Source organism: Paenibacillus sp. Z6-24 (assembly GCF_054161335.1).
Map to the genome: position 1 here is coordinate 1,397,125 of NZ_CP096398.1, position 19,885 is coordinate 1,417,009.

Below are 19,885 nucleotides of genomic sequence, written 5' to 3' on the forward strand. Positions count from 1 at the left end.
GTTGGCATTTAATAAAAAGGATAACCGGTAAATCAAACAGGCTAGGCCTATCGCTATTATTGATCAATCGCTATCTAAATTTGTAATTTACATAGATAGTGTTTAGAATATAGTTAGGTTGGTTACCAATATAGTAAAGAAATTAATTTTGCCCAATATAATTAAATTATATTTAAATAGGGTTGCAATCTTCTTTAATTAATGGTATTATCAATTCATAAAGTTACGAAATGAACACATATTACTTATTTAAAGAAGATTATCATATTAAATTAAAAAAGAGGAGCAATTTAAAATGAACAGTACATTCAAAAAAGTTATGTTGTCCACCGCTTTAGCAGCAAGTCTGGGAGCCGTTGCCGTTGTAGCACCAATCGGAGGCAGCCATGCTTTCGCTGCCACTGACAGCCAGTCCAGCCATGACAAACGCAAAGACAGAAATGAAAATCTTGCCAACAACGCTGCATTCGTAGCTGCACAGGAAGAACAATTCAACAAATTGTTCGGTACTAACAAAGAAGACAACAGCACAACGCCAGAACAATCAGCAACAACTACACCTGCTGCTACAGAAAACACAGATGTTAAATCCCCAATCACTGTTGTTGTTCCACAAGGTGCCAGCCTGACTGAAATTGCTGCTCAATATGGTGTGACTGTAGACGAATTGGTTGCTGCCAACAACCTGCTGCCTGCCGGCTACCAACTGACTGTTCCACAAAAGTAAGAAGCTGACCGGAAGTCCCCCCTTTCAGATCGGCCAAAAACCCCTTGTCCAGCCAGTATCTGCCAAATACCGGTTAGACAGTTGATATAAAAAGCTGACGCCCTCCCCTGAGCGTCAGTTTTTTTTGCTGTATATGCTGTTATAAATAATTTCGAACGTCTGAAATGGATGAATCCATGCGGGATATTGACGGGGAGGACTGGTCTTTTGACGGATAAACCTGAAAAAGAGACGGTTCGAAATGAACGGTTTGGTTTACCGATATTACAGTAGGCAGCGCAGGAATGGATCTTTTGTTATGCCTTCGAAAAAAAACAGCGAACAGGGATGAGATGATGGAGCATAACGTACAGCAGCAGCGCAGCATTGTCCGCTATCAACGAGGTCAGTTCACCGAGCAGCCGGATATTGTCGTATCCGAACAGCCGGTGACGGTCAAGGTCAACGGCGAAGAGTTTGTGACCCTGGTCTGTACCCCCGAATATATCGAAGATATGACTATAGGCTTTCTCGCTTCCGAGGGGGTCATTCAGCAGTACAGTGATATCCAGGAACTATGGGTGCAAGAGCAGCACGGATATGTACATGTGCATACTGACCGCTGGAATCCGCAGCATCGTCAGCTGTTCACCAAACGCTATATTACTTCCTGCTGCGGGACAAGCCGGCAGGGATTTGTTTTTTTTAACGATGCCCGCACAGCCAAGAAAATGGACGATATCCATGTGCGTGTATCGTTTGAACAGTGCTTTGAACTGATGGATGAGGTGCAGCAGTCAGCGGAGCTGTTTCAGCGCACAGGCGGGGTACATACAGCTGCACTCTGTGAACCGGATCATATTTTGCTGAGCCGCAGTGATATCGGTCGCCATAATGCTCTGGATAAAATCTACGGCTGGTGTCTGCGTCATCAGATGAGCATGCAGGGAAAAATCATCGTTTTCAGCGGGCGGATTTCTTCCGAAATTCTGACCAAGGTATCCAAGATTGGCTGTGAAGTCATTTTATCCAAATCGGCACCGACTGCACTGGCGCTTGATCTGGCGGATCATCTCGGCATCACTACAGTTGGCTTTGTGCGCAATGACAGCTGCAATGTCTATACCCATCCACAAAGAATCCGTGAATATGCGGACAAAGCGCAAAATTCTATGCTATTCTAAAAGGAACAACCATGAGCAGCATACACTGCATAAGGGAATGGAAAATTCGGTTCTGTTTGGATCGACCAGGTTAAGCAAGCGATGATTGGAGGAGATACGATGACAGCCTATGACCAGCATAACCGTATATTAAGAGACTTACGGATCTCTGTCACAGATCGCTGCAATTTCCGCTGCCGGTATTGTATGCCTGAAGAAATATTCGGCAAAGACTACGCCTTTTTGCCGGATGAACATATGCTGAGTGAGCAGGAGATCGGCCGGATCGCTGCCATTTTTGTTGGGATGGGGACTCGCAAGCTGCGTATTACCGGCGGGGAACCGCTGCTGCGCAAGGATCTGGTCAGCATCATAGAGCGTCTGGCCGCACTGGATATTGAAGATCTGTCCCTGACTACCAACGGCAGTCTGCTGGCCCGCAAAGCTGCAGCTCTGCGTGCAGCCGGTCTGCACCGGATTACGGTCAGCCTGGACAGCCTGGAAGACGACATGTTCCTGAAAATGAACGGCGGACGCAGCCGGGTTCAGCCGGTGCTGAACGGGATTGATGCTGCTGCGGATGCAGGCTTGCAGGTAAAGGTGAACATGGTCGTGCAAAAGGGATTTAACGAAGAAGCAGTGGTACCCATGGTAGAGTATTTCCGTGAACGCGGTCATATTTTGCGGATGGTTGAATATATGGATGTAGGCAATACGAATGGATGGAACCGTCAGCATGTCGTCAGCAAGCAGGAATTGCTGGACAGGATCGGCGCACATTGGCCGCTGGAGCCGATCGCACCGAACTATGAAGGCGAAGTGGCAACACGTTACCGCTTCGTGGATGGCAAAGGAGAGGTGGGATTCATCTCTTCCGTCACCGAAGCATTCTGTTCGACCTGCACACGTGCCCGCCTGTCAGCGGAAGGCAAGCTGTATACCTGCCTGTTTGCGACCAAAGGTCATGATCTGCGTGCACTGCTGCGCTCCGGACAGACGGATGAAGAGGTCGCTCGGGCGGTAGCCGGAATTTGGACCAACCGGCATGACCAGTACTCGCTGGAGCGCGGAAGCGACTCGGCGGTTCGCGATCAGGATGGACCGCGGGTAGAGATGTCGCATATCGGAGGCTGAAGGCAGCAGATAAAGCGATATATCTATGGAGGATAAACAAAAAGTATAGAGCATAAATAAAAGCCGCCCGGTATTCCGGAGCGGCTTTTGCATAGTATACAAACGAAATTGTAATCCATTCGGTCTGCTGGCTGATTGGTAATCAGGCCTGTGGTGCAGCTGTGGGTACAGTGGAAGCTGCAGAAGAAGCGCTGCCTGCTGTATCGTCTGCAGCAGCAGATACCGTGGATGCAGTGGATGCATCCATATGGAAGCGATCCAGCTCCTGCTGCATTTCCTCACGGATCTGGCGCAGCATTTTGACTTTCTCGCCGGACTGGCGGAAGGCCTGCTGCTGTTCCACAGTGGATGCGGTGATCTCCTGGCTGCCTGCAGCGGATTGTTCGGTGATAGCACTGATATTTTCAATCGCCTGCTGTACCTGATTGCTGAGCTCATGCGATGTCTGCATATCCTGGGCCAGTTTGTTGACCTGACCGGCAATTTGCTTGACCTGCTCGCTGATCTCAGCAAAGGAAGCATCGGTCGACGCGGTTGCCTGCTCCTGCTGTTGGAACAATGTCAGACTCTGAGAGACCGAAGCCTGTACCTGGCTGACTGCCGAAGTAATGGAATCAACCGCTTTGAAAATCTGGCTGGCGGCAGTCACCGACTGATCGGCCAGCTTTTTGACTTCACCAGCGACGACAGCGAATCCCTGACCGGCTTCACCGGCACGGGCAGCTTCAATCGATGCGTTCAGTGACAGCAGATTGGTCTGGGAAGCAATCTCGGATACGAGCATGGTCATACTGGCGATCTCGGACGCATTAGTCTCCAGTGCACGCACGGTCTGGGCGACTTCGGCCATGGCGGCACGATTGCTGGATACGAGCTGCAGCTGTTCTTTCATCTGGCTGCTGCCGTGCTCGATTGACTGGATCGCGCCTTCACTGTAGATCGCGGATTCGGCGGTTGTTTCCAGGTTAGCCTGGAATTTGTGCTGCATTTTATCAACGACAGATACAGTCATACTGAGATCTTCAGCCACCTTTTGACTGCCGATGGCCAGTTCTTCTACAGAGATGGCGACCTGACTCACCATCTCCTGCATACGGTCATTGCTGCGATCAATATCCTGAGCCATCTCGTCGACACGGTTGCCGGCATGACCAATTGAACCGACAATGCTGCGCAGGTTGCTGATCATCTGACGGAAAGAAGCGTTCAGCTCGTCCAGTTCATCCTTGCCTTTGGTCGGAGCAAGCTCTACAGTCAGGTCACCATCGGCAATTCGCTGGGCGGCATTATTGAGAACATGGGCACGCTTGGCGAGCTGACGGGCAGTATGGGTGTTGAACCAGCCTACAGCGATCAGCAGCAGAATAGCTCCAGCCAGGGCAATTTGCCAGGTCAGATCAATACTGTTGGTCAGATCCTTGGTGTATTCGCTGTAGCCTGCTTTGGTCAACTGATCCAGCATATATACATCATTTTGGATACCTTCCACACGGATACTTTGGCGCTTGGCTTCTGCGCTGTTCATATTGTTCATAGCTGTTGTGGATTCATCGTTTAATTTCTGGAATTTGGTTTTGGCGGTTGCCAGCAGCTTTTGCTCTTCAGCAGTCTGCAGCATGCCATTGGAGAGAGCATCCAGCGTCGTCTGAATTTTTTGAAGCTGATCCATTACCAGTGCTTTATTGCTCGCAGACATGGAAAAGGAGAAGTTGCTCAGCGCCTGTCCGGTCTGTACCAGATCCCCATCCAGCTGCTGAACATCCAGCATGGCCGGTACCAGATTATTATTTTGGGAATTAATGCTAAGCAGCTGGAAAATGATATAGCCGACCAGCACCAGTGAGGCGACCAGCGATATCATTGCATTCAGCATCAATTTGCCTTGTAGTTTCATATTAGCCTCCATTTACAGCGTTTGGTCTCCAAACGCGTGGTTCAGTCAATGAGATTCGTTATATGCCGTGATCGGGTTTATTGTCTGGATTCTGTCCCGGATTAGGAATTCGGGATAGTGATCTTGATTTCACCCGAGATCAGTTTTTGCTGCAATTCTTCCATTTTAGCCTGCTGCTCTTTGGTCAGCTCCAATATATGAATTTGGGTTAGTCCCACACCGCCATCCTGCAATCCGAACACCATATCTTTTTGCGGGAAAGAGGCATTGTTCTTCATGTAGTCCTGCAGAGCATTATAGATGGCTACATCAATATTTTTGATCATGGAAGCGATAACGGACTTCTCTGCGAGGAAGAACTGATCGCTGTCGACACCGATAGAATATTTACCCTGTTTCTGGGCTTCCTGCAGTCCGCCGACACCGGTCAGCCCGGCTACGGTATAGATAACGTCTGTATTATCACGAGTGATCATTTCTCTGGCAGCGGCTGCACCCAGCTCGGCTTTGCCAAAATCACCGGTATAATTGACCGAGAATCTGGCATCGGGGTTGATAGCGCGTGCCCCCTGTTCATAGCCGGCCTGGAATTTATGGAGTAAGGAAGATTCAACCCCGCCAATGAATCCCATATGACCGGTTTTGCTGGCCATAGCGGCAAGGGCGCCGGCGAGAAAGCTGCCTTCTTCTTCCTTAAAGGTAATGGAAGCGACATTTGCTAATTCCGACTTTTCATCGATTAGCAAGAACTGACGATCCGGGTGTTTTTTGGCAACATTCTCTATGCTTTCTTTGACGGAATAGCCGAGACCGATAATAAGATCATTGCCTTCTGTAACAAGCTGTTCCAATCCTTCGTCATAGGTTCCCGTCTCGGCGATCTCCCTGTAGTCAAACAGGATTGAGCCTTCGTTACGAGCTTTGATCAGACCTTTGAATGCGCCATCGCTGAACGATTGGTCGCCAAGACCGATATTGGACAGAAGAATTCCAACTTTTAATTTTGGCTTGCTGGCGGATGTATCCGCAGTCTTTTGTCCGGAGCAGGCGCTCAGGAGAAGGGCGGCAATCAGAATCATACATCCGAGATAACTCCAAGTTTTATGTTTCTTCACTGCTGTTATCCTCTCTATGTTTAATCGGAATTTACCTATTCTTTATCGGTTTTACAGATTTGTTAGTGAAGAGTTGGGAGAAGATGGATATCATTTTTCCAAATAGTATGATTAAACTGCAGGATAGTATAAAAAATTTGCAGATCACAAAAGATGTGATTTATGATAATATGTTGAACAAATAAAGGAGCTTATCCGCAAGGCTTTAGTAAATTAATGCTTGGATGCAGTTCTGTGACAGGGTATGATAGGAATAACGTGTTTGATGCCGAACAGCGCAGGTCTGCAAAATGTACATTTTGCAGAATCCAGGCTTGAATATTAATCAATTGGGGGATATGTATGAAATATATCAGTACCAGGGGACAGGTTGAGCCAAAAGGATTTATCGATACGGTATTAATGGGGCTGGCCGATGATGGCGGTCTGATGGTGCCGGAACAGGTGCCGGTCATCTCGCCGGAAGAGCTTCGTGAGTGGAGTTCGCTGAGCTATGTCGATCTGTTTTTGCAGATATTTGCGCGATATGTAAATGATGAGATTCCGGCGGCGGATCTGCGCGAGCTGGCCGAACGCAGCTACGGGAATTTCCGTCATCCGGAAGTGACGCCGGTCAAGAAAATAAATGATTCTCTTTATATTATGGAACTGTTCCATGGACCGACTTTTGCCTTCAAGGATGTTGCACTGCAGTTTATGGGTGAACTGTATTCCTATATGTCCCGGAAGAACGGGGATATCATTCATATTCTGGGGGCGACTTCCGGTGATACGGGAGCGGCTGCGATCCAGGGTGTGCGCGGCAAGGAAGGGATCAAGATTTGCATTTTGCATCCGCATGGTAAAGTCAGCAAAGTACAGGAACTGCAGATGACGACTGTCCACGATGATAATGTGCTGAATCTGTCGGTCAAAGGAAACTTTGATGACTGCCAGAAAATGATCAAGGACTTGTTTGCCGATCTCACCTTCAAAAAGAAATATCATCTGCGGGCGATCAACTCGATCAATTTTGTACGGATTCTGGCGCAGACGGTGTATTACTTCTATGCTTACTTCCGTGCACAGGAGCAGGGCAGCGAGCGCAAAATCAATATCAGCGTGCCATCCGGCAACTTCGGTAATATTTTCTCCGGATTCCTGGCCCGTCAGATGGGACTGCCGATCAACCGGCTGATTATTGCGACCAATGAAAATAATATTCTGGAGCGTTTTGTGAGAACCGGCGAATACCAGCCAGGTGAATTCCGCGGAACCCACAGTCCATCCATGGATATTCAGGTAGCGAGCAACTTTGAGCGGTATCTGTATTATTTCCTCAAGGAAGATGCAGTTAAAGTCTCCGCCTATATGCAGAAGCTGCAAACCGAAGGCCAGATCGTACTGAGCGAAGAAGATCTGGAGCATGTGCAGCGTGACTTTGCAGCGTATGGAGCTTCCAACCAGGATTGTCTGCAGTCTATTATCAAATATAAAAATGAGTATGATTATCTGCTGGACCCTCATACGGCCTGTGGTATTGCTGCTTACGAACAATGCAGTCCACCGGAAGAGGTATGTGTTACGCTGGCAACTGCCCATCCGGCCAAGTTCGATGAAGCGATCGTGCTGTGCGAGATTGAGCAGGAGTTCCCTGCGCCGATCCAGGCACTGTTCTCGATGCCGCAGCATCAGACGATTATTGACCATGATCTAAATGAAGTGATTCGTCAGCTGGAAGCCTTTTACACCCGTTAATCCGTTTATGACAACGGCAAGGCGTTTATTCTGAAGTTATACAAAATAGGGCCGCAGCGATTCATGCTGCGGCTTTTTGGTTTTATGAATTATGCGTAACCTGCACCCGTAATAGAGAATACGGTAATAGCGGAAGAATGCCTGCTGCAGCAGGCTGGTATGTGAATATAGAGTATTCGAATGTAACAATGAAGAGCAGGGATGGTACGAAATCGTAATCACTTTACTGCGGTATCGTATTATAATAGGAAACAGCACACAGCTGAAATGACTGGAAAGTCAGTTAAGTAGAAATATAAGTAGATATAATTGTAATTTTTATTTGAGTTAGCCGTCAGCCGGGTAGACTTCCGACATCGGGATGGTCAGCAGACTGACGTTCATAGACGAATATAGAAAAATAGAGATGGTTACGGTAAGGAGAGGATGAGCAAAGTGACATTCTATGAACAGTTAAAAGGATGGCAGGAGCAATGGAGGCACCTGGTCGAGGCGCTTCAGGCAAAAGGAGCCGAAGCAACGATGATGATCGGGCCGCCTGCAGCGCCCGAACAGATCGCCAAAGCGGAGAGCCGGCTGGGCATCCCGCTGCCGAGAGAGTTAAAAGAGCTGCTTGTTCATGGTGGAGCGGAAGGATATGTGGTCTGGTCCATTATGGATGATGTGCAGGTTCCTTTCGGGGCTGCCGGTGATCTTGGCTGGTCTTTGCAGGCGCTGGAATTTCCGGATTTCTGGGATGAGACGATGACCGAGCAGAAACGATTTCTTGGCTTTCACCACGCCGGTAATGGGGACATGCTGCTGCTTGATCTGGAAAGTCATACCGATCACCCGGCGGTCGTTCACTGGTATCACGAGGCTAACGAGTTCAAGCTGCTCGCCGGTTCGCTGACGGATTTCCTGGACAGAGTGACCGCCCTGTATGGGATCGGGGCAGAATCCTGGCAGTATGAACCGTTCCTTGATCATCTTGGTATTAACGTCAACAGCGTCAATGCCAGACGCTGGGCGAATTGGATAAATGATTTTCTGCATCTAACACTGGAAGAAGCCAAGGATGATCTGCGGCTGCTCATCCGGTATGCAGAAGTCCGTGGAACAGCGCAGCAGGAACTGCGGGACGCTTTTGCGGCGCATGATCCACAAGCGGTATTCCAGGCCTGGATGCAGCGGATCGATCAGGAAAAGGACAAAAATATACGCAACAGCCTTATGGAATATGCTGGCGCAATGAACGGACAATATGCGGCAGATTGGGTCAGAAGCCTGTGGGCACTGCCGGAGCAGGAGCGAATCAACTCTGCCGTACTCGCCAATCTGACAGCCTCCTGTTTGCCGGAAGAGGAAGGATTGAACCGGGTATGGACCGAGCTGGAACGGGCCGAGCAGGAAAAGCGGCTGAATGGCTATATGGCCAACTGTTGGTTAAAGCCATTTCGAAGCCGCCGTGTGATTGAATGGATGAGTGAACGCAAACGGGTAAGCTATCCGTATGATGGCTGGGATCAGCTGTTTGCCATTTCCAATCCATCCGCTGAAGATGTGATCCGTTGGCTGAACGGCAATGGTGTCCAGCGTCAGGTCGTGATTACCGTACTGGCCAGGTTTGCGAATCCGGCTGACATTTTCACAGACCGGGAACAGGTGCAGCAGACACGGATGCTGCTGAATGAGGAACTGGAACGCGCCGTAATCAAAAAGGAAAAAAACATGATCGGCGGTGCGCTGCTGGCTCTAAATGACCTGCAGTGGAACGAGAGTAATACACGGTAAATTAATTAGGGATACTACTGGAACCTTCCCAATAGTAAACGTATAATAGGACTGTTGTGAGACATAAACAGTAAACCAAAAGTCTAGTAAACCAACAGTCTAGCTAGCCGGAGGAATGAATCGTGAGAGTAGAAAAGGATTTTCTGGGCACCAAAGAAGTTCCGGACGAAGCGTATTACGGCATTCAGACATTACGTGCAGTAGAGAATTTCCCGATTACGGGTCAACGCCTGCACCCGGAACTGATCCGGGCCATGGCCATGGTCAAAAAAGGAGCTGCACTCGCTAACATGGAGCTGTCGCGTCTGTACGGTCCCAAAGGGGAAGCTATCGTACAGGCAGCGGATGAGATTCTGGCGGGGCAGTGGCTGGATCAGTTCATTGTTGATCCGATCCAGGGCGGTGCAGGAACATCCATTAATATGAATACCAATGAAGTGATTGCCAACCGCGCTCTTGAAATTATGGGCAAGGAAAAAGGCGCTTATGTGGACATTAGTCCGAATAATCATGTCAATATGGCACAGTCGACCAATGATGCTTTCCCGACAGCCATTCATCTGGCTACCCTGTCAATGATCGAGAAACTGCTGGTGGCCATGCGCGATCTGCAGCAGTCTTTTCAGACCAAAGCCGATGAATTCGATACGGTTATCAAAATGGGCCGTACGCATCTGCAGGATGCCGTGCCGATTCGTCTCGGTCAGGAGTTCCAGGCGTATGCACGTGTGCTGAGCCGTGATATCCGCCGCGTAGAAGCGACCCGCGAGAATCTGCTGCATATTAATATGGGAGCGACCGCTGTAGGCACAGGTCTTAACGCAGACCGCCGCTATATTGTTCGTGTAGCCGAGATTCTGGCCGAAATCAGCGGATTCGAAGTGACTGCATCCGATCATCTGGTCGATGCGACCCAGAATACGGATGCGTATACCGAAGTATCCGCAGCGCTGAAGATCTGCATGATGAATATGTCCAAAGTCGCCAACGATATTCGCATGATGGCTTCCGGGCCGTACGCCGGTATGAACGAACTGAGTCTGCCTGCCCGTCAGCCGGGGTCTTCGATCATGCCGGGCAAGGTTAATCCAGTCATGTGTGAAGTCATCAACCAGATCGCGTTCCAGGTAATCGGTAACGATAATACGATCTGTCTCGCTTCCGAAGCGGGACAGCTGGAATTGAATGTGATGGAGCCGGTACTGGTGTACAATTTGCTGCAATCACTGGAGATTATGAAGCAGGGCTTCACCGTATTCCGTCTGCACTGTGTGGACGGCATCCAGGCGAACGTGGACAACTGCCGCCAGTATGTGGAGCGCAGTGTCGGTACGATTACGGCACTCAATCCGCATCTCGGTTATGAGGTGGTTTCAAGGATCGCCCGGGAAGCGATTCAGACCGGTAAGTCGGTACGTGAACTGTGTCTGCTCTACAATGTGCTGACTGAGGAAGAACTGAATATTATTCTGGATCCTTATCAGATGACCGAGCCGGGAATTGCTGGTGAGGAACTGTTGCACAAGGATTAACAGAAACCGGAAAGCGGACTGACGAATGAATATTTCATTCGGATCAGTCCGCTTTTTTGATTGGAAGAAGAGAACAGTGTGATACAGCAGCTTTCCAGCATGGATCATTCAAATGGTCATAGCAGCTGTATCAATGATATGTAATTCCCTGCTTTCGATTCCAGTTTCCGTATGTGATATATTAATAGAAGGTGATGGATACTGATGACTCACCTGCAGGAGGGATCACGCAAGCTGCATTATAATTCTGAATCTGTATAACAGAAAGGATGAAATAATATGAAGATCAGACAAATCCTAACCCCGGCTCTGCTGGCAGGATGTATTATGGTGACTGGCAGTGCAGCCTTTCCGGTCAACGGATATAGTGCACAGACGAAGAAAGTGGTTAATGCGGATGTAACATCCAAGCTGGAAATGCTCGGACAGCCTTTTACCAATGAACCTTATGCCCGGAATGTATGGGACATGCAGGTATTTAATGGCAAAATCTATCTGGGCCACGGCAACAGCAGTAACGCTGGCCCTTCACCTAACGCTGGCCCGGTGCCGATTATTTATTATGATCCACAGACCGGCAAGTTCGTCACGCAAAAGGTCATCGCGACCAATGCCAAAACCGGCAAGCAGGAGACCCGCAGTGTAACGGATGATGAACAGATCGATACGTTCAAAATATTCCAAAACAAGCTCTACATACCGGGCAATGACTCTGTAATACCCGGCTGGAAGTATGGCAATTATTACGAACTCAGCGGTGATCACTGGAACGAGTATCAGAATCTGCCGGGTGGTATTCATGTATATGATATGGCCTATTATCAGGGCAAGCTGTTCGCAGCGATCGGCACAGAAGATGTACCGGTTGTACTGATGTCCGGAGATAACGGCAAGACCTGGAAAGAATTCGCCAAGATCGATGGGTTGGGCAGCCGCACGTACAAGTTTTTCCAGTTCAAAGGGATGCTGTACGCTTCCGCGATTATTATGCCTGATAACAAAATCTGGGACGATGAGACTCATCTGCTCGCTATCGATAAGAATCTGAATATTCATCAGCAGAAAGTAACCGGGAAAAGTCTGCTGCCGGGGATGACTTTTGTAGCCAAACCGGGTTCCAGCCCGTACAAGAAAATCAGCAAAACCGTTGTTCTGAACAATCAACTCGTCTATATTGCCGGAGAACTATACAATGACTCCCAGATTATGCCAGAGTCGCTGATCGCCGCCAAAAGTATCGATAACGCGCGAGCAATTCAGCTGCCGGACCGGAGCGCCCGTCCGACCGATATGATTGTGCGCGGCAAGATGCTGTATGTGCTTACGTATACCAAGCAGGCAGACGGCAGCTACATCAACCGCGTCTACCAAACACGCAATCTGAACAAGTGGGAAGAAGTGCTGACATTCAAACAGGACACCTATGCCAAATCGCTGGAAGAATATAAGGGAGACTTTTATTTTGGACTGGGCACGGATACCGAACCGCTATCCGAATCTGCCGGTAAAATTCTGCGTATCAAAGCAGTTGATTTGCCGAAATAAAAGATTGTGCTTTCTTGCAAGTCACGGGATAGACTGTTGGCCTGCATCAGGTAAAGGAGACTGAACAGCTTGAAAAAATCAGTATGGATGATGGCAGCAGTGCTTGTCATTGGCGTCGGCAGTGCACTGCTATATCGATACAATCAGCAGGTTGCACCGACGAATACCGCATCAAACGTTCAGCAAAATGAGACCGGCAATACCCCGGTCAAACAGGATAAAGCCGTCCAGGACAAGAATTCCGTCTCAGCGGATACTCCAGCAATCTCGCTGCCATGGCTGACCAGGGAACATCTGGCACAGGGAAAACTGGATGATGCAGAGATCGGTATAGGCACGACAGCTGCACAATTGCGTACAGCGCTGGGTCAGCCTGATCGTATTGATAATTATGAAGGGATATATTACGGTTACCAGGATGCTGCCTTTTTCTTTCCCAGAAGTACGGCTGATGAAATAAAAGACGACGATCCTGTAGTGAAAATAGTACTGAACGTTCAGGAGCATCAGCTCACAAGATCATTTCTGAACCAGCGATTCGGTCCATCTGTGGATGAAGGGCTGATGGAGAGTACCGGGGATTATCTCATTTTCTATAATGTCGGCAGTTATACACTGGGGGCCAGCCCGGATGAACAGAACAAGAACCGGATTATCGGGCTGGAATTATCGCCCAAAGAGAAATAATTTTGAATAACCCAAATAACCTTAACTCCTTGCTGCTGTAGGAGTTAAGGTTATTTTTCTTGTGGTTATCAGATTGGTGGGTAGCTGTGATGAGCTGCTATCTATTCATTGGTTTCACTGTTGCTCACCAGTTCAGCCCTAGCCGGCTGCAGCTTTTTCGGAGTAGCGATGTGGGTGGGGAGCATCAGACCGAGTATTTGCATTTCCTGCAAAATGCACTGCACATGGTACTGGTAGATTAGCGGCAGGTATTCCGGATGTACCGTAATCGGAGCGGCCACCGAAGAACGAAGGCGCTGCATCACTCCCGGGGCCAGATCAGTCTCCGGCTCATCGGTCAGCAGGCGCAGCATTCGCATATGAGAATACGTGTTATGGTAAATATCGATCTCCTGCTCAATATGATCGATGAACAGCTGTTTGCTTAATTTCAGGCGGAACTCGGAGGTGTAGGTCTTGTAGGCTTCTTCCATCGCTACCATATCATCACGCAGCGAGCTGATATGTACGCCGCCGCCTTCGCGGAGCAGTTCATGGGCGAGACGCGTCATATTGCGCCTCAGAATCATTCGTTTCTGTTCGAGGCCGCGCTCATGGTTGGGTGGATAGACGAGATAATTGACCAGAACAGCTACACCAATCCCGATTAACGTATCGGTTACCCGATTCATACCGTAGAACAAAGGACTCTCGCCTGGACGAAGATTGAGCATGACTGCGAGAAAGACAATGCTGGCAATCGAGATCGACTTGTTCCAGTTCAGTAGATTGCATATATAAATGACGACTACAATACCTATAGCAGAGAAGACGGCGCTGTAAGGATCAATAAGAGCAAACAAAAATCCACAAAGTGCGCCTACGATAGTTCCCATCACCCGATTTTTACCGACAGTAAACGAGTTGGTTACCGAGTTCTCCATGGCGATAATGGTCGCAATGACTGCAAAAAATGGATATTCCAGATGCAGCAGCTGTGAGATGATCAGACAGATCAGTACGGCCAGCGCCGTTTTGAGATTACGCATTCCAATAGCAAATTTCATAAGTTCAATACGTTCCTTCCTGAATCATACAAGTTAACATTGGACTATGCACTATAACTTATTATTATTTTAAAGTCTATGAACTATGATGAATCATGACAGTTCACAACAATCTGTTTTGACTGTGATTAAAAGAGGAATAAATCGGCGATAAAGATTTTTATCAATTTAATTTCCTGGCATACAATTGCAAAATAGATTGATCTATGTTATTATTTGACCGGTCAATGATTGATAGGTCAAATAAATGTGTTGAGCTGTATTCCGTGAATAACCGCAGTACAGTCAGAGAGGAGAGAAGCCTGATGCCAGAACTATCATCCCAGGAAATATTCAATCAGATTCAGGGACTTCACCGCCAGCTGACCAGTACGTTTGAGCGGTGTGCAGGAATTAGCGCTTCCCGTCTGCAGCTGCTCTGTCAGCTGTACCAGTCCGAAGAAATCAGTCAGTCTTCTCTGCAAAAGTTGGTCGGTATTGATCATGCCGCTATTACCCGCCATGTGAAGCAGCTGGAAGCAGAGAATATTGTCATTCGCCGCGTCAGTCCGAAGGATAATCGATTTACACTTGTTCAACTCACCGAACATGGACGAGAGAAGATTGTAGCCTTCCGGCAGGAACGCGAAGATTTCCTGGCACGGATGCTGGATGGCTTCAGCACGGATGAACAGGAACAACTATCCGGCATGCTGAAGCGGATCAACCAGAATATCAGCCAGATCTAAGCTGGAGAATGCATTCATTTACACCCATATAAAAGGAGAGTTTACCGTATGACAACTACCAATGCTGTAACCCAAACCAATGATTTCCGTAAAATCGCTCTGGAGCGCCGCTCCATCAAGAGCTATGATCCATCCGTTAAAATCAGCCGTGAAGAAATGACCGAGATCCTGAATGAAGCGACTCGCGCTCCATCTTCGATCAACCTGCAGCCGTGGCGTTTCCTCGTGATCGAGAGCGAAGAAGCCAAAGCGGAGCTGCTGCCGCTGGCGAAATTCAATAGCCACCAGGTAGAGACTTCTTCAGCAGTTATCGCGATCTTTGGCGATCTCCAGCATGACCTGAACGCAGAAGAAATTTTCAATACAGCAGTGGAACTGGGTTATATGCCTGCTGAAGTCAAAGAAAGACAATTTCCATTTACTCTGGCTTATTACGAGAATCTGTCCGAGCAGGCACGCAAAGATATTGCTTTGATTGACAGCAGTCTGGTAGCTATGCAGTTGATGCTGGTAGCCCGTGCGCACGGTTATGATACCAACCCAATCGGCGGTTATGAGAAAGAACAAATGGCTGAATTGTTCGGCATGGACACCAAACGTTATGTACCGGTTATGCTGCTGACGATTGGTAAAGCGGCTAACGAAGGTTACCCTTCGATGCGTCTGCCAATCAACAGCGTAGCAGAGTGGAAATAAGAACCGACTGTACTGAGCGGGCTGTGCAGTTCTGAACAAAGTGGATAAGATCGAGTGGATAAACGGGCCAAACAGACAAAAGCCCCATAGATGAGAAAGAGAGACGGCCTCACAGGCACGTCTCTTTTTTCGTATGAGCATTGTCTTGGATAAATGGGTAAAGTGAATGGGACATTGCTGACTTTAAGATTTGATCGTAGCAACGAGGAGACCGAGATATTCCTTGAGCGCCGTGCTGGTGGAACTCATCGCACTGCCGGAAGGTGTGAATTTGCCTGGATAGAGAGCTTCCGGCTGGCTGACCCAGTAATCGGTTGGATAAGGCTCTACGGTAAGACCGGCCCGCTGGAATTCGACCACCGAGCGAGGCATATGAAAAGCGGAAGTGATCAGAATCGGCTGTTTCCATCCATTTTGCTCAAGCAGGGCTGCCGTGTTGGCTGCATTTTGTTCGGTATTCAGGGAGCGGTTTTCAGCTAATACGTCTGCTTCCGGAACCCCCATGCCAATCAGCTGCCTGCGCGCAATATCCGCTTCGTTGCCGCTATCGGTGAAGACCTGACCGCCGGAGAAGATAATCGGCAGCCCGGTCTGCCGGTACAATCGTACAGCCGTAATCAGCCGGTTGCCTGCCGCTCCGGACAGATTGCCCTGACCATCCACATCCGGTGTTCCCTGGGTAGCGCCTCCGCCCAGCACGACAATCACATCTCCCTGTACGGAAGCTGGAGGACTATAGCGCTGCTCCAGGCTGCCAATCAGGGCATCTCCGACAAAGCCGGTCGTCGATATGTACAGCAGTATGGTCAGCCCGAGCAGTACAAGCGCTGGCTTGAGCTGACGCCGCCACAGCCAGATGGACATCGCCAGCAGCAGCAGTATAAACAACCCCGGTGGAAGAACAAAGCTGTACAAAAATTTAATCACATATAACAAGAAAATCGACCGCCTTTGAGAAAGAATGGACTTGAGCACTGCATGATGTATCGTTCAGTGCATACATAACTGGCTGTATTGTATCATGACCGCGGCGGTATATCATCGGGCGGAGGGTCCGGTATCCCGGTTATTGCTGACGGAACTGAATAGTTTTCAGGAAGCCCGGATTCGGAAGGAGATGAGGGTTCCACTTCATCTTCAAGCGGATCCGGCCAGGTGATCCGGTGGGACGTATGACTGAATTTTTCATAGAACAAAAGGGAGCCTTTACGGAAAAATCGGGTGACCAAATGAATAAAAAATCCGGCATTCATCACAAACAGTATCAGCAGATAGATAACAGCTTCCACGCTTGAAGGTGACCCGTTGGCAAAAGGCGCATTCAGCAAAAGATTCAGTCCGAAAAATCCCCAGTATAACAATCCATAGCGAATCAGCAGGGCAGAGAAAGTGATCCTGTGCTTGGGCTGATCGGTAAGCACCAGATGAATGCGTACAATCCATTTGCCCAGGGTGACGCCATTGGCCATATAAGGCAGCAGCATAAAATACAGCCCGCTGGATACCCAGAACGCCAGAGGTACATGCATTGCTGTTAACAGGGAGAACAGTACCACCCAGACCATCATATCCATTATAAAAGCAAGCCCTCGCCGGGTATAGGTCACTCTCCGCCGTGTTCGGTCGAGCTGCCGGTCCATCTGCTGCGCATCCGGCAGCCGTTCGGAGATCCAGGCAGCCATCAGGAAGCCGATCATGCCGCCAAATGTATTGCAGATCAGATCATCCACATCAAAGATCCGGTAGGCATTATCGTAAATACCGAGAATACCGGTCAGCTGAATCCACTCAAACGAGAGCGACAGCAAAAAGGATAGAATAAGCGCCGACAGCCAGCCCCGGTGAAAGTAATAACGTAGAAACATACCGAATGGAACGGTCAGCAGCACATTGAACACAACCTGCAAAAAGGCGCGTTCCTTAAAAATATGCGTATACGTCGATGGATCATGCAGCGATACCGCAGTTTCCTTTAGAAAATCGCTTACGAATTGAAACGGTATCAGCTGCAAATCCCCGTTGGCAAGCGGCAGATTATGCCGGGACGCCGGAAATGGTAAAATAACAAGGAAGTAGGCGTTCATCAGATACAGCAGCAGCGCATAAAGCGTGATCGCCCGGACGATATTAATATAGCCGTACTGTCGGTACTGATAGACGAGAAAAGGAAAGGTGAATACCGCTGCAGCCAGCGGAAAAGCCAGAAAAGCATATAGTACGGGTAACAGATATGCGTCGTACATTGTATACCATGCCTCCAGAATGTCAGTTATATAAGCAGTAGAAATACATAATAAACATTTGGAATCCCACTATTTAAGGAGGAATATTTCATCTGTGAAAATTGTTAAAGATTTTCGCCTAAAGGATAGACTGTCAAAGAGTCCAAATGGTTACAGTTACTGTTGTTTTCCCCTGACTGGTTATCCATATACAAAAACAGCCTGTCTATCCTATACAAATGGAAGACAGGCTGTTTTGATTCTGTAGAGTGGCATTTCTAATATAGCGTATCTGTAATTGTGGATCAGGTCGTACGGCGGAACTTGAACAGTGAGCTGATGAACAGGATAATCAGGAAAATGACGCAGGCGCCAATACTGATCCGGTTGCTCGTGTCAAACAGGAACAGTACGGCAATCACGGCCAGACAGATTGCTGTCAGTCCGGAGATATACGGATACCCCCAGATACGGAAAGAAGGCTGTACCGGATAGCTTTTGCGCAGCTTGAGCTGGGACAGACAGATGCTGATCCAGACGAGCAGCACGACAAAGCCAGGTACTGCGATCAGAATGCCGAATACCTGATCCTGAGCAACATAAGCGAGCCATGAACCGAGCAGTAGCACAACAGCGCACAGTATGAGACTGTTTATAGGGACACCTCGGCTTGATGTTTTGGCCAGCATAGCCGGGGCTTCATTGTTGATTGCCATGGAATGGAGCATCCGGGTCGCTCCATAAATACCGGAATTGGCTGCGGATAATACAGCAGTAATAAGAATGAAATTCATAATATGAGCAGCGCCCTGTAAACCGGCATCGGTCAGTACCTGTACAAACGGGCTGGTCTGATCACTCAGCTGGTTCCATGGAATCAGGCCGCAGATAATCAGGATCGGCAGAGTATAGAACAGTACGACCCGCAAAATAAAGCTTTTTACGATTTTCGGCAGGACTTTATCCGCGTCAGGAGTCTCGGTGAGTGTTAATCCGATCAGTTCGGAACCCCCGTAAGAAAAGGTAACAACGAGCAGTGCCGACAGAATCGCCATCCAGCCGTTCGGCAGGAATCCGCCATGAGCCGTAAAGTTGCTCAGATAAGGAGCAGAACCGCTGCCAGGGATGATACCAAACAGTAGACAGCCACCAAGTACAATAAAGATGATAATCATGGCAATCTTGATGCCGGCGAGCCAGAATTCCAGCTCACCGAGCCGTCCGACGCTCATCGTATTGACGAGCAAAATAAAGGCGGCACTGGCCAGACTGAGTGTCCACAGCGGTATATCCGGGAACCAGAACTGCAAAAAACTACCGGCAACAATAACTTCAATCACGCATACGGCAAGCCACATAAAGCAATACAGCCAACCGACGATAAAAGCCAGCCGCTGGCCATAGGCCAGAGATATGAAGTCCTTCATATTTTTGTTTGGATAGACGGTAGCCATCTCTGCGATTGCTCCCATAACGACCAGCAGGAGCAAACCTGCAAAAACATAAGAAATGACGACGCCGGGTCCTGCGAGGTTGATGGTCTCGGAACTGCCTTTAAAGATCCCTGTCCCGATGACACCGCCCATTGCCATAAATGTAATATGTCGTGGACGGAGCTTTTTCTGTAATGTTGCTTCTTCATTTGCTTTCAAGCGTAAGTCCTCCTCAGTGTGATACTGCTTTAAACCACTCCAGTGTATTTATCTATACTAACTTATAATCGGTATTTCCGGTATGAAATTCAATGCCAACTAAATATCTTTTTATAGGCATCTATCATTTGGTAGCTGCATTGGTCAGGCAAAGCAGGGAGAATGGCCGGAAATATGCAAAAAGCTGCCGCTACGCATACAGCGCCGGATGAAGCGTACAGCAGAGGGTCTACTGTATTTCACCGGAAAATGCAG

Annotated in this window: 16 protein-coding genes; 10 read left to right on the forward strand and 6 right to left on the reverse strand. The window is 48.6% G+C overall.

Going from position 1 to position 19,885, the window contains the following annotated elements; translation table 11 throughout:
* The first annotated feature begins 295 nt into the window (after positions 1–295).
* The 3 genes from M1D61_RS06140 (at position 296) to moaA (ending at position 3,003) form a co-directional block, all read left to right on the forward strand.
* The gene (locus tag M1D61_RS06140) at positions 296–727 is read left to right on the forward strand and encodes a LysM peptidoglycan-binding domain-containing protein (protein WP_458121571.1); all 432 of its coding nucleotides are present in this window, start codon (positions 296–298) and stop codon (positions 725–727) included.
* Between the two features lie 335 nt (positions 728–1,062).
* Positions 1,063–1,890: a formate dehydrogenase accessory sulfurtransferase FdhD gene (gene fdhD / locus M1D61_RS06145; RefSeq protein ID WP_458122426.1), complete on the forward strand. Its 828-nt coding sequence runs from the start codon at positions 1,063–1,065 to the stop codon at positions 1,888–1,890.
* Between the two features lie 99 nt (positions 1,891–1,989).
* Positions 1,990–3,003: a GTP 3',8-cyclase MoaA gene (gene moaA, locus M1D61_RS06150; protein ID WP_458121572.1), complete on the forward strand. Its 1,014-nt coding sequence runs from the start codon at positions 1,990–1,992 to the stop codon at positions 3,001–3,003.
* Between the two features lie 142 nt (positions 3,004–3,145).
* Here the strand turns inward: moaA and M1D61_RS06155 are convergent, their stop codons facing one another.
* The gene (locus M1D61_RS06155) at positions 3,146–4,897 is read right to left on the reverse strand and encodes a methyl-accepting chemotaxis protein (protein WP_458121573.1); all 1,752 of its coding nucleotides are present in this window, start codon (positions 4,895–4,897) and stop codon (positions 3,146–3,148) included.
* A gap of 101 nt (positions 4,898–4,998) precedes the next feature.
* Positions 4,999–5,976 (reverse strand): BMP family lipoprotein, encoded by a 978-nt coding sequence (locus tag M1D61_RS06160; protein ID WP_458122427.1) that lies wholly within the window; start codon positions 5,974–5,976, stop codon positions 4,999–5,001.
* 378 nt (positions 5,977–6,354) lie between these two features.
* Here M1D61_RS06160 and thrC point away from each other — a divergent pair, with 378 nt between their 5' ends.
* The 5 genes from thrC (at position 6,355) to M1D61_RS06185 (ending at position 13,286) form a co-directional block, all read left to right on the forward strand.
* Complete coding sequence (gene thrC / locus M1D61_RS06165; protein ID WP_458121574.1) at positions 6,355–7,749, forward strand: threonine synthase; 1,395 nt, start codon at positions 6,355–6,357, stop codon at positions 7,747–7,749.
* Between the two features lie 426 nt (positions 7,750–8,175).
* Entirely contained in the window at positions 8,176–9,522 is a 1,347-nt protein-coding gene (locus M1D61_RS06170) for an SMI1/KNR4 family protein (protein ID WP_458121575.1), read from the forward strand.
* Between the two features lie 122 nt (positions 9,523–9,644).
* Positions 9,645–11,054 carry an aspartate ammonia-lyase gene (gene aspA / locus M1D61_RS06175; protein WP_046213496.1) on the forward strand — a complete coding sequence of 470 codons (1,410 nt, stop codon included), beginning with the start codon at positions 9,645–9,647 and terminating at the stop codon, positions 11,052–11,054.
* Between the two features lie 279 nt (positions 11,055–11,333).
* Positions 11,334–12,599 (forward strand): hypothetical protein, encoded by a 1,266-nt coding sequence (locus tag M1D61_RS06180; protein ID WP_458121576.1) that lies wholly within the window; start codon positions 11,334–11,336, stop codon positions 12,597–12,599.
* 69 nt (positions 12,600–12,668) lie between these two features.
* Positions 12,669–13,286, forward strand: a complete 618-nt coding sequence (locus M1D61_RS06185; RefSeq protein WP_458121577.1) for a hypothetical protein — start codon at positions 12,669–12,671, stop codon at positions 13,284–13,286.
* A 101-nt stretch (positions 13,287–13,387) separates the two neighbouring features.
* Here M1D61_RS06185 and M1D61_RS06190 read toward each other — a convergent pair whose 3' ends face one another.
* Positions 13,388–14,332, reverse strand: coding sequence for an FUSC family protein (locus M1D61_RS06190; protein ID WP_458121578.1), 945 nt, complete (start codon positions 14,330–14,332; stop codon positions 13,388–13,390).
* A 305-nt stretch (positions 14,333–14,637) separates the two neighbouring features.
* Between M1D61_RS06190 and M1D61_RS06195 the strand changes: the two genes are divergently transcribed.
* Together M1D61_RS06195 and M1D61_RS06200 are read left to right on the forward strand one after the other, a co-directional pair.
* A complete protein-coding gene (locus tag M1D61_RS06195) occupies positions 14,638–15,060 on the forward strand; it encodes a MarR family winged helix-turn-helix transcriptional regulator (RefSeq protein WP_458121579.1) in 423 nt (140 codons plus the stop codon).
* Positions 15,061–15,108: 48 nt separating this feature from the next.
* A complete protein-coding gene (locus M1D61_RS06200) occupies positions 15,109–15,756 on the forward strand; it encodes a nitroreductase family protein (RefSeq protein WP_458121580.1) in 648 nt (215 codons plus the stop codon).
* A 183-nt stretch (positions 15,757–15,939) separates the two neighbouring features.
* Here M1D61_RS06200 and M1D61_RS06205 read toward each other — a convergent pair whose 3' ends face one another.
* The 3 genes from M1D61_RS06205 to M1D61_RS06215 form a co-directional block, all read right to left on the reverse strand.
* Complete coding sequence (locus tag M1D61_RS06205) at positions 15,940–16,692, reverse strand: YdcF family protein (RefSeq protein WP_458121581.1); 753 nt, start codon at positions 16,690–16,692, stop codon at positions 15,940–15,942.
* 83 nt (positions 16,693–16,775) lie between these two features.
* Positions 16,776–17,999 (reverse strand): VanZ family protein, encoded by a 1,224-nt coding sequence (locus M1D61_RS06210; protein ID WP_458121582.1) that lies wholly within the window; start codon positions 17,997–17,999, stop codon positions 16,776–16,778.
* A gap of 284 nt (positions 18,000–18,283) precedes the next feature.
* Complete coding sequence (locus tag M1D61_RS06215) at positions 18,284–19,630, reverse strand: amino acid permease (RefSeq protein WP_458121583.1); 1,347 nt, start codon at positions 19,628–19,630, stop codon at positions 18,284–18,286.
* Positions 19,631–19,885: the final 255 nt, after the last annotated feature.

Bases quoted from the DNA above. Each gene is read 5' to 3' on its own strand.
- M1D61_RS06190 (WP_458121578.1), bottom strand. From the start codon at position 14,332: ATGAAATTTGCTATTGGAATGCGTAATCTCAAAACGGCGCTGGCCGTA.
- M1D61_RS06170 (WP_458121575.1), top strand. From the start codon at position 8,176: ATGAGCAAAGTGACATTCTATGAACAGTTAAAAGGATGGCAGGAGCAA.
- M1D61_RS06180 (WP_458121576.1), top strand. From the start codon at position 11,334: ATGAAGATCAGACAAATCCTAACCCCGGCTCTGCTGGCAGGATGTATT.
- M1D61_RS06195 (WP_458121579.1), top strand. From the start codon at position 14,638: ATGCCAGAACTATCATCCCAGGAAATATTCAATCAGATTCAGGGACTT.
- fdhD (WP_458122426.1), top strand. From the start codon at position 1,063: ATGGAGCATAACGTACAGCAGCAGCGCAGCATTGTCCGCTATCAACGA.
- M1D61_RS06155 (WP_458121573.1), bottom strand. From the start codon at position 4,897: ATGAAACTACAAGGCAAATTGATGCTGAATGCAATGATATCGCTGGTC.
- M1D61_RS06160 (WP_458122427.1), bottom strand. From the start codon at position 5,976: ATGATTCTGATTGCCGCCCTTCTCCTGAGCGCCTGCTCCGGACAAAAG.
- M1D61_RS06200 (WP_458121580.1), top strand. From the start codon at position 15,109: ATGACAACTACCAATGCTGTAACCCAAACCAATGATTTCCGTAAAATC.
- M1D61_RS06140 (WP_458121571.1), top strand. From the start codon at position 296: ATGAACAGTACATTCAAAAAAGTTATGTTGTCCACCGCTTTAGCAGCA.
- M1D61_RS06210 (WP_458121582.1), bottom strand. From the start codon at position 17,999: ATGTACGACGCATATCTGTTACCCGTACTATATGCTTTTCTGGCTTTT.
- thrC (WP_458121574.1), top strand. From the start codon at position 6,355: ATGAAATATATCAGTACCAGGGGACAGGTTGAGCCAAAAGGATTTATC.
- moaA (WP_458121572.1), top strand. From the start codon at position 1,990: ATGACAGCCTATGACCAGCATAACCGTATATTAAGAGACTTACGGATC.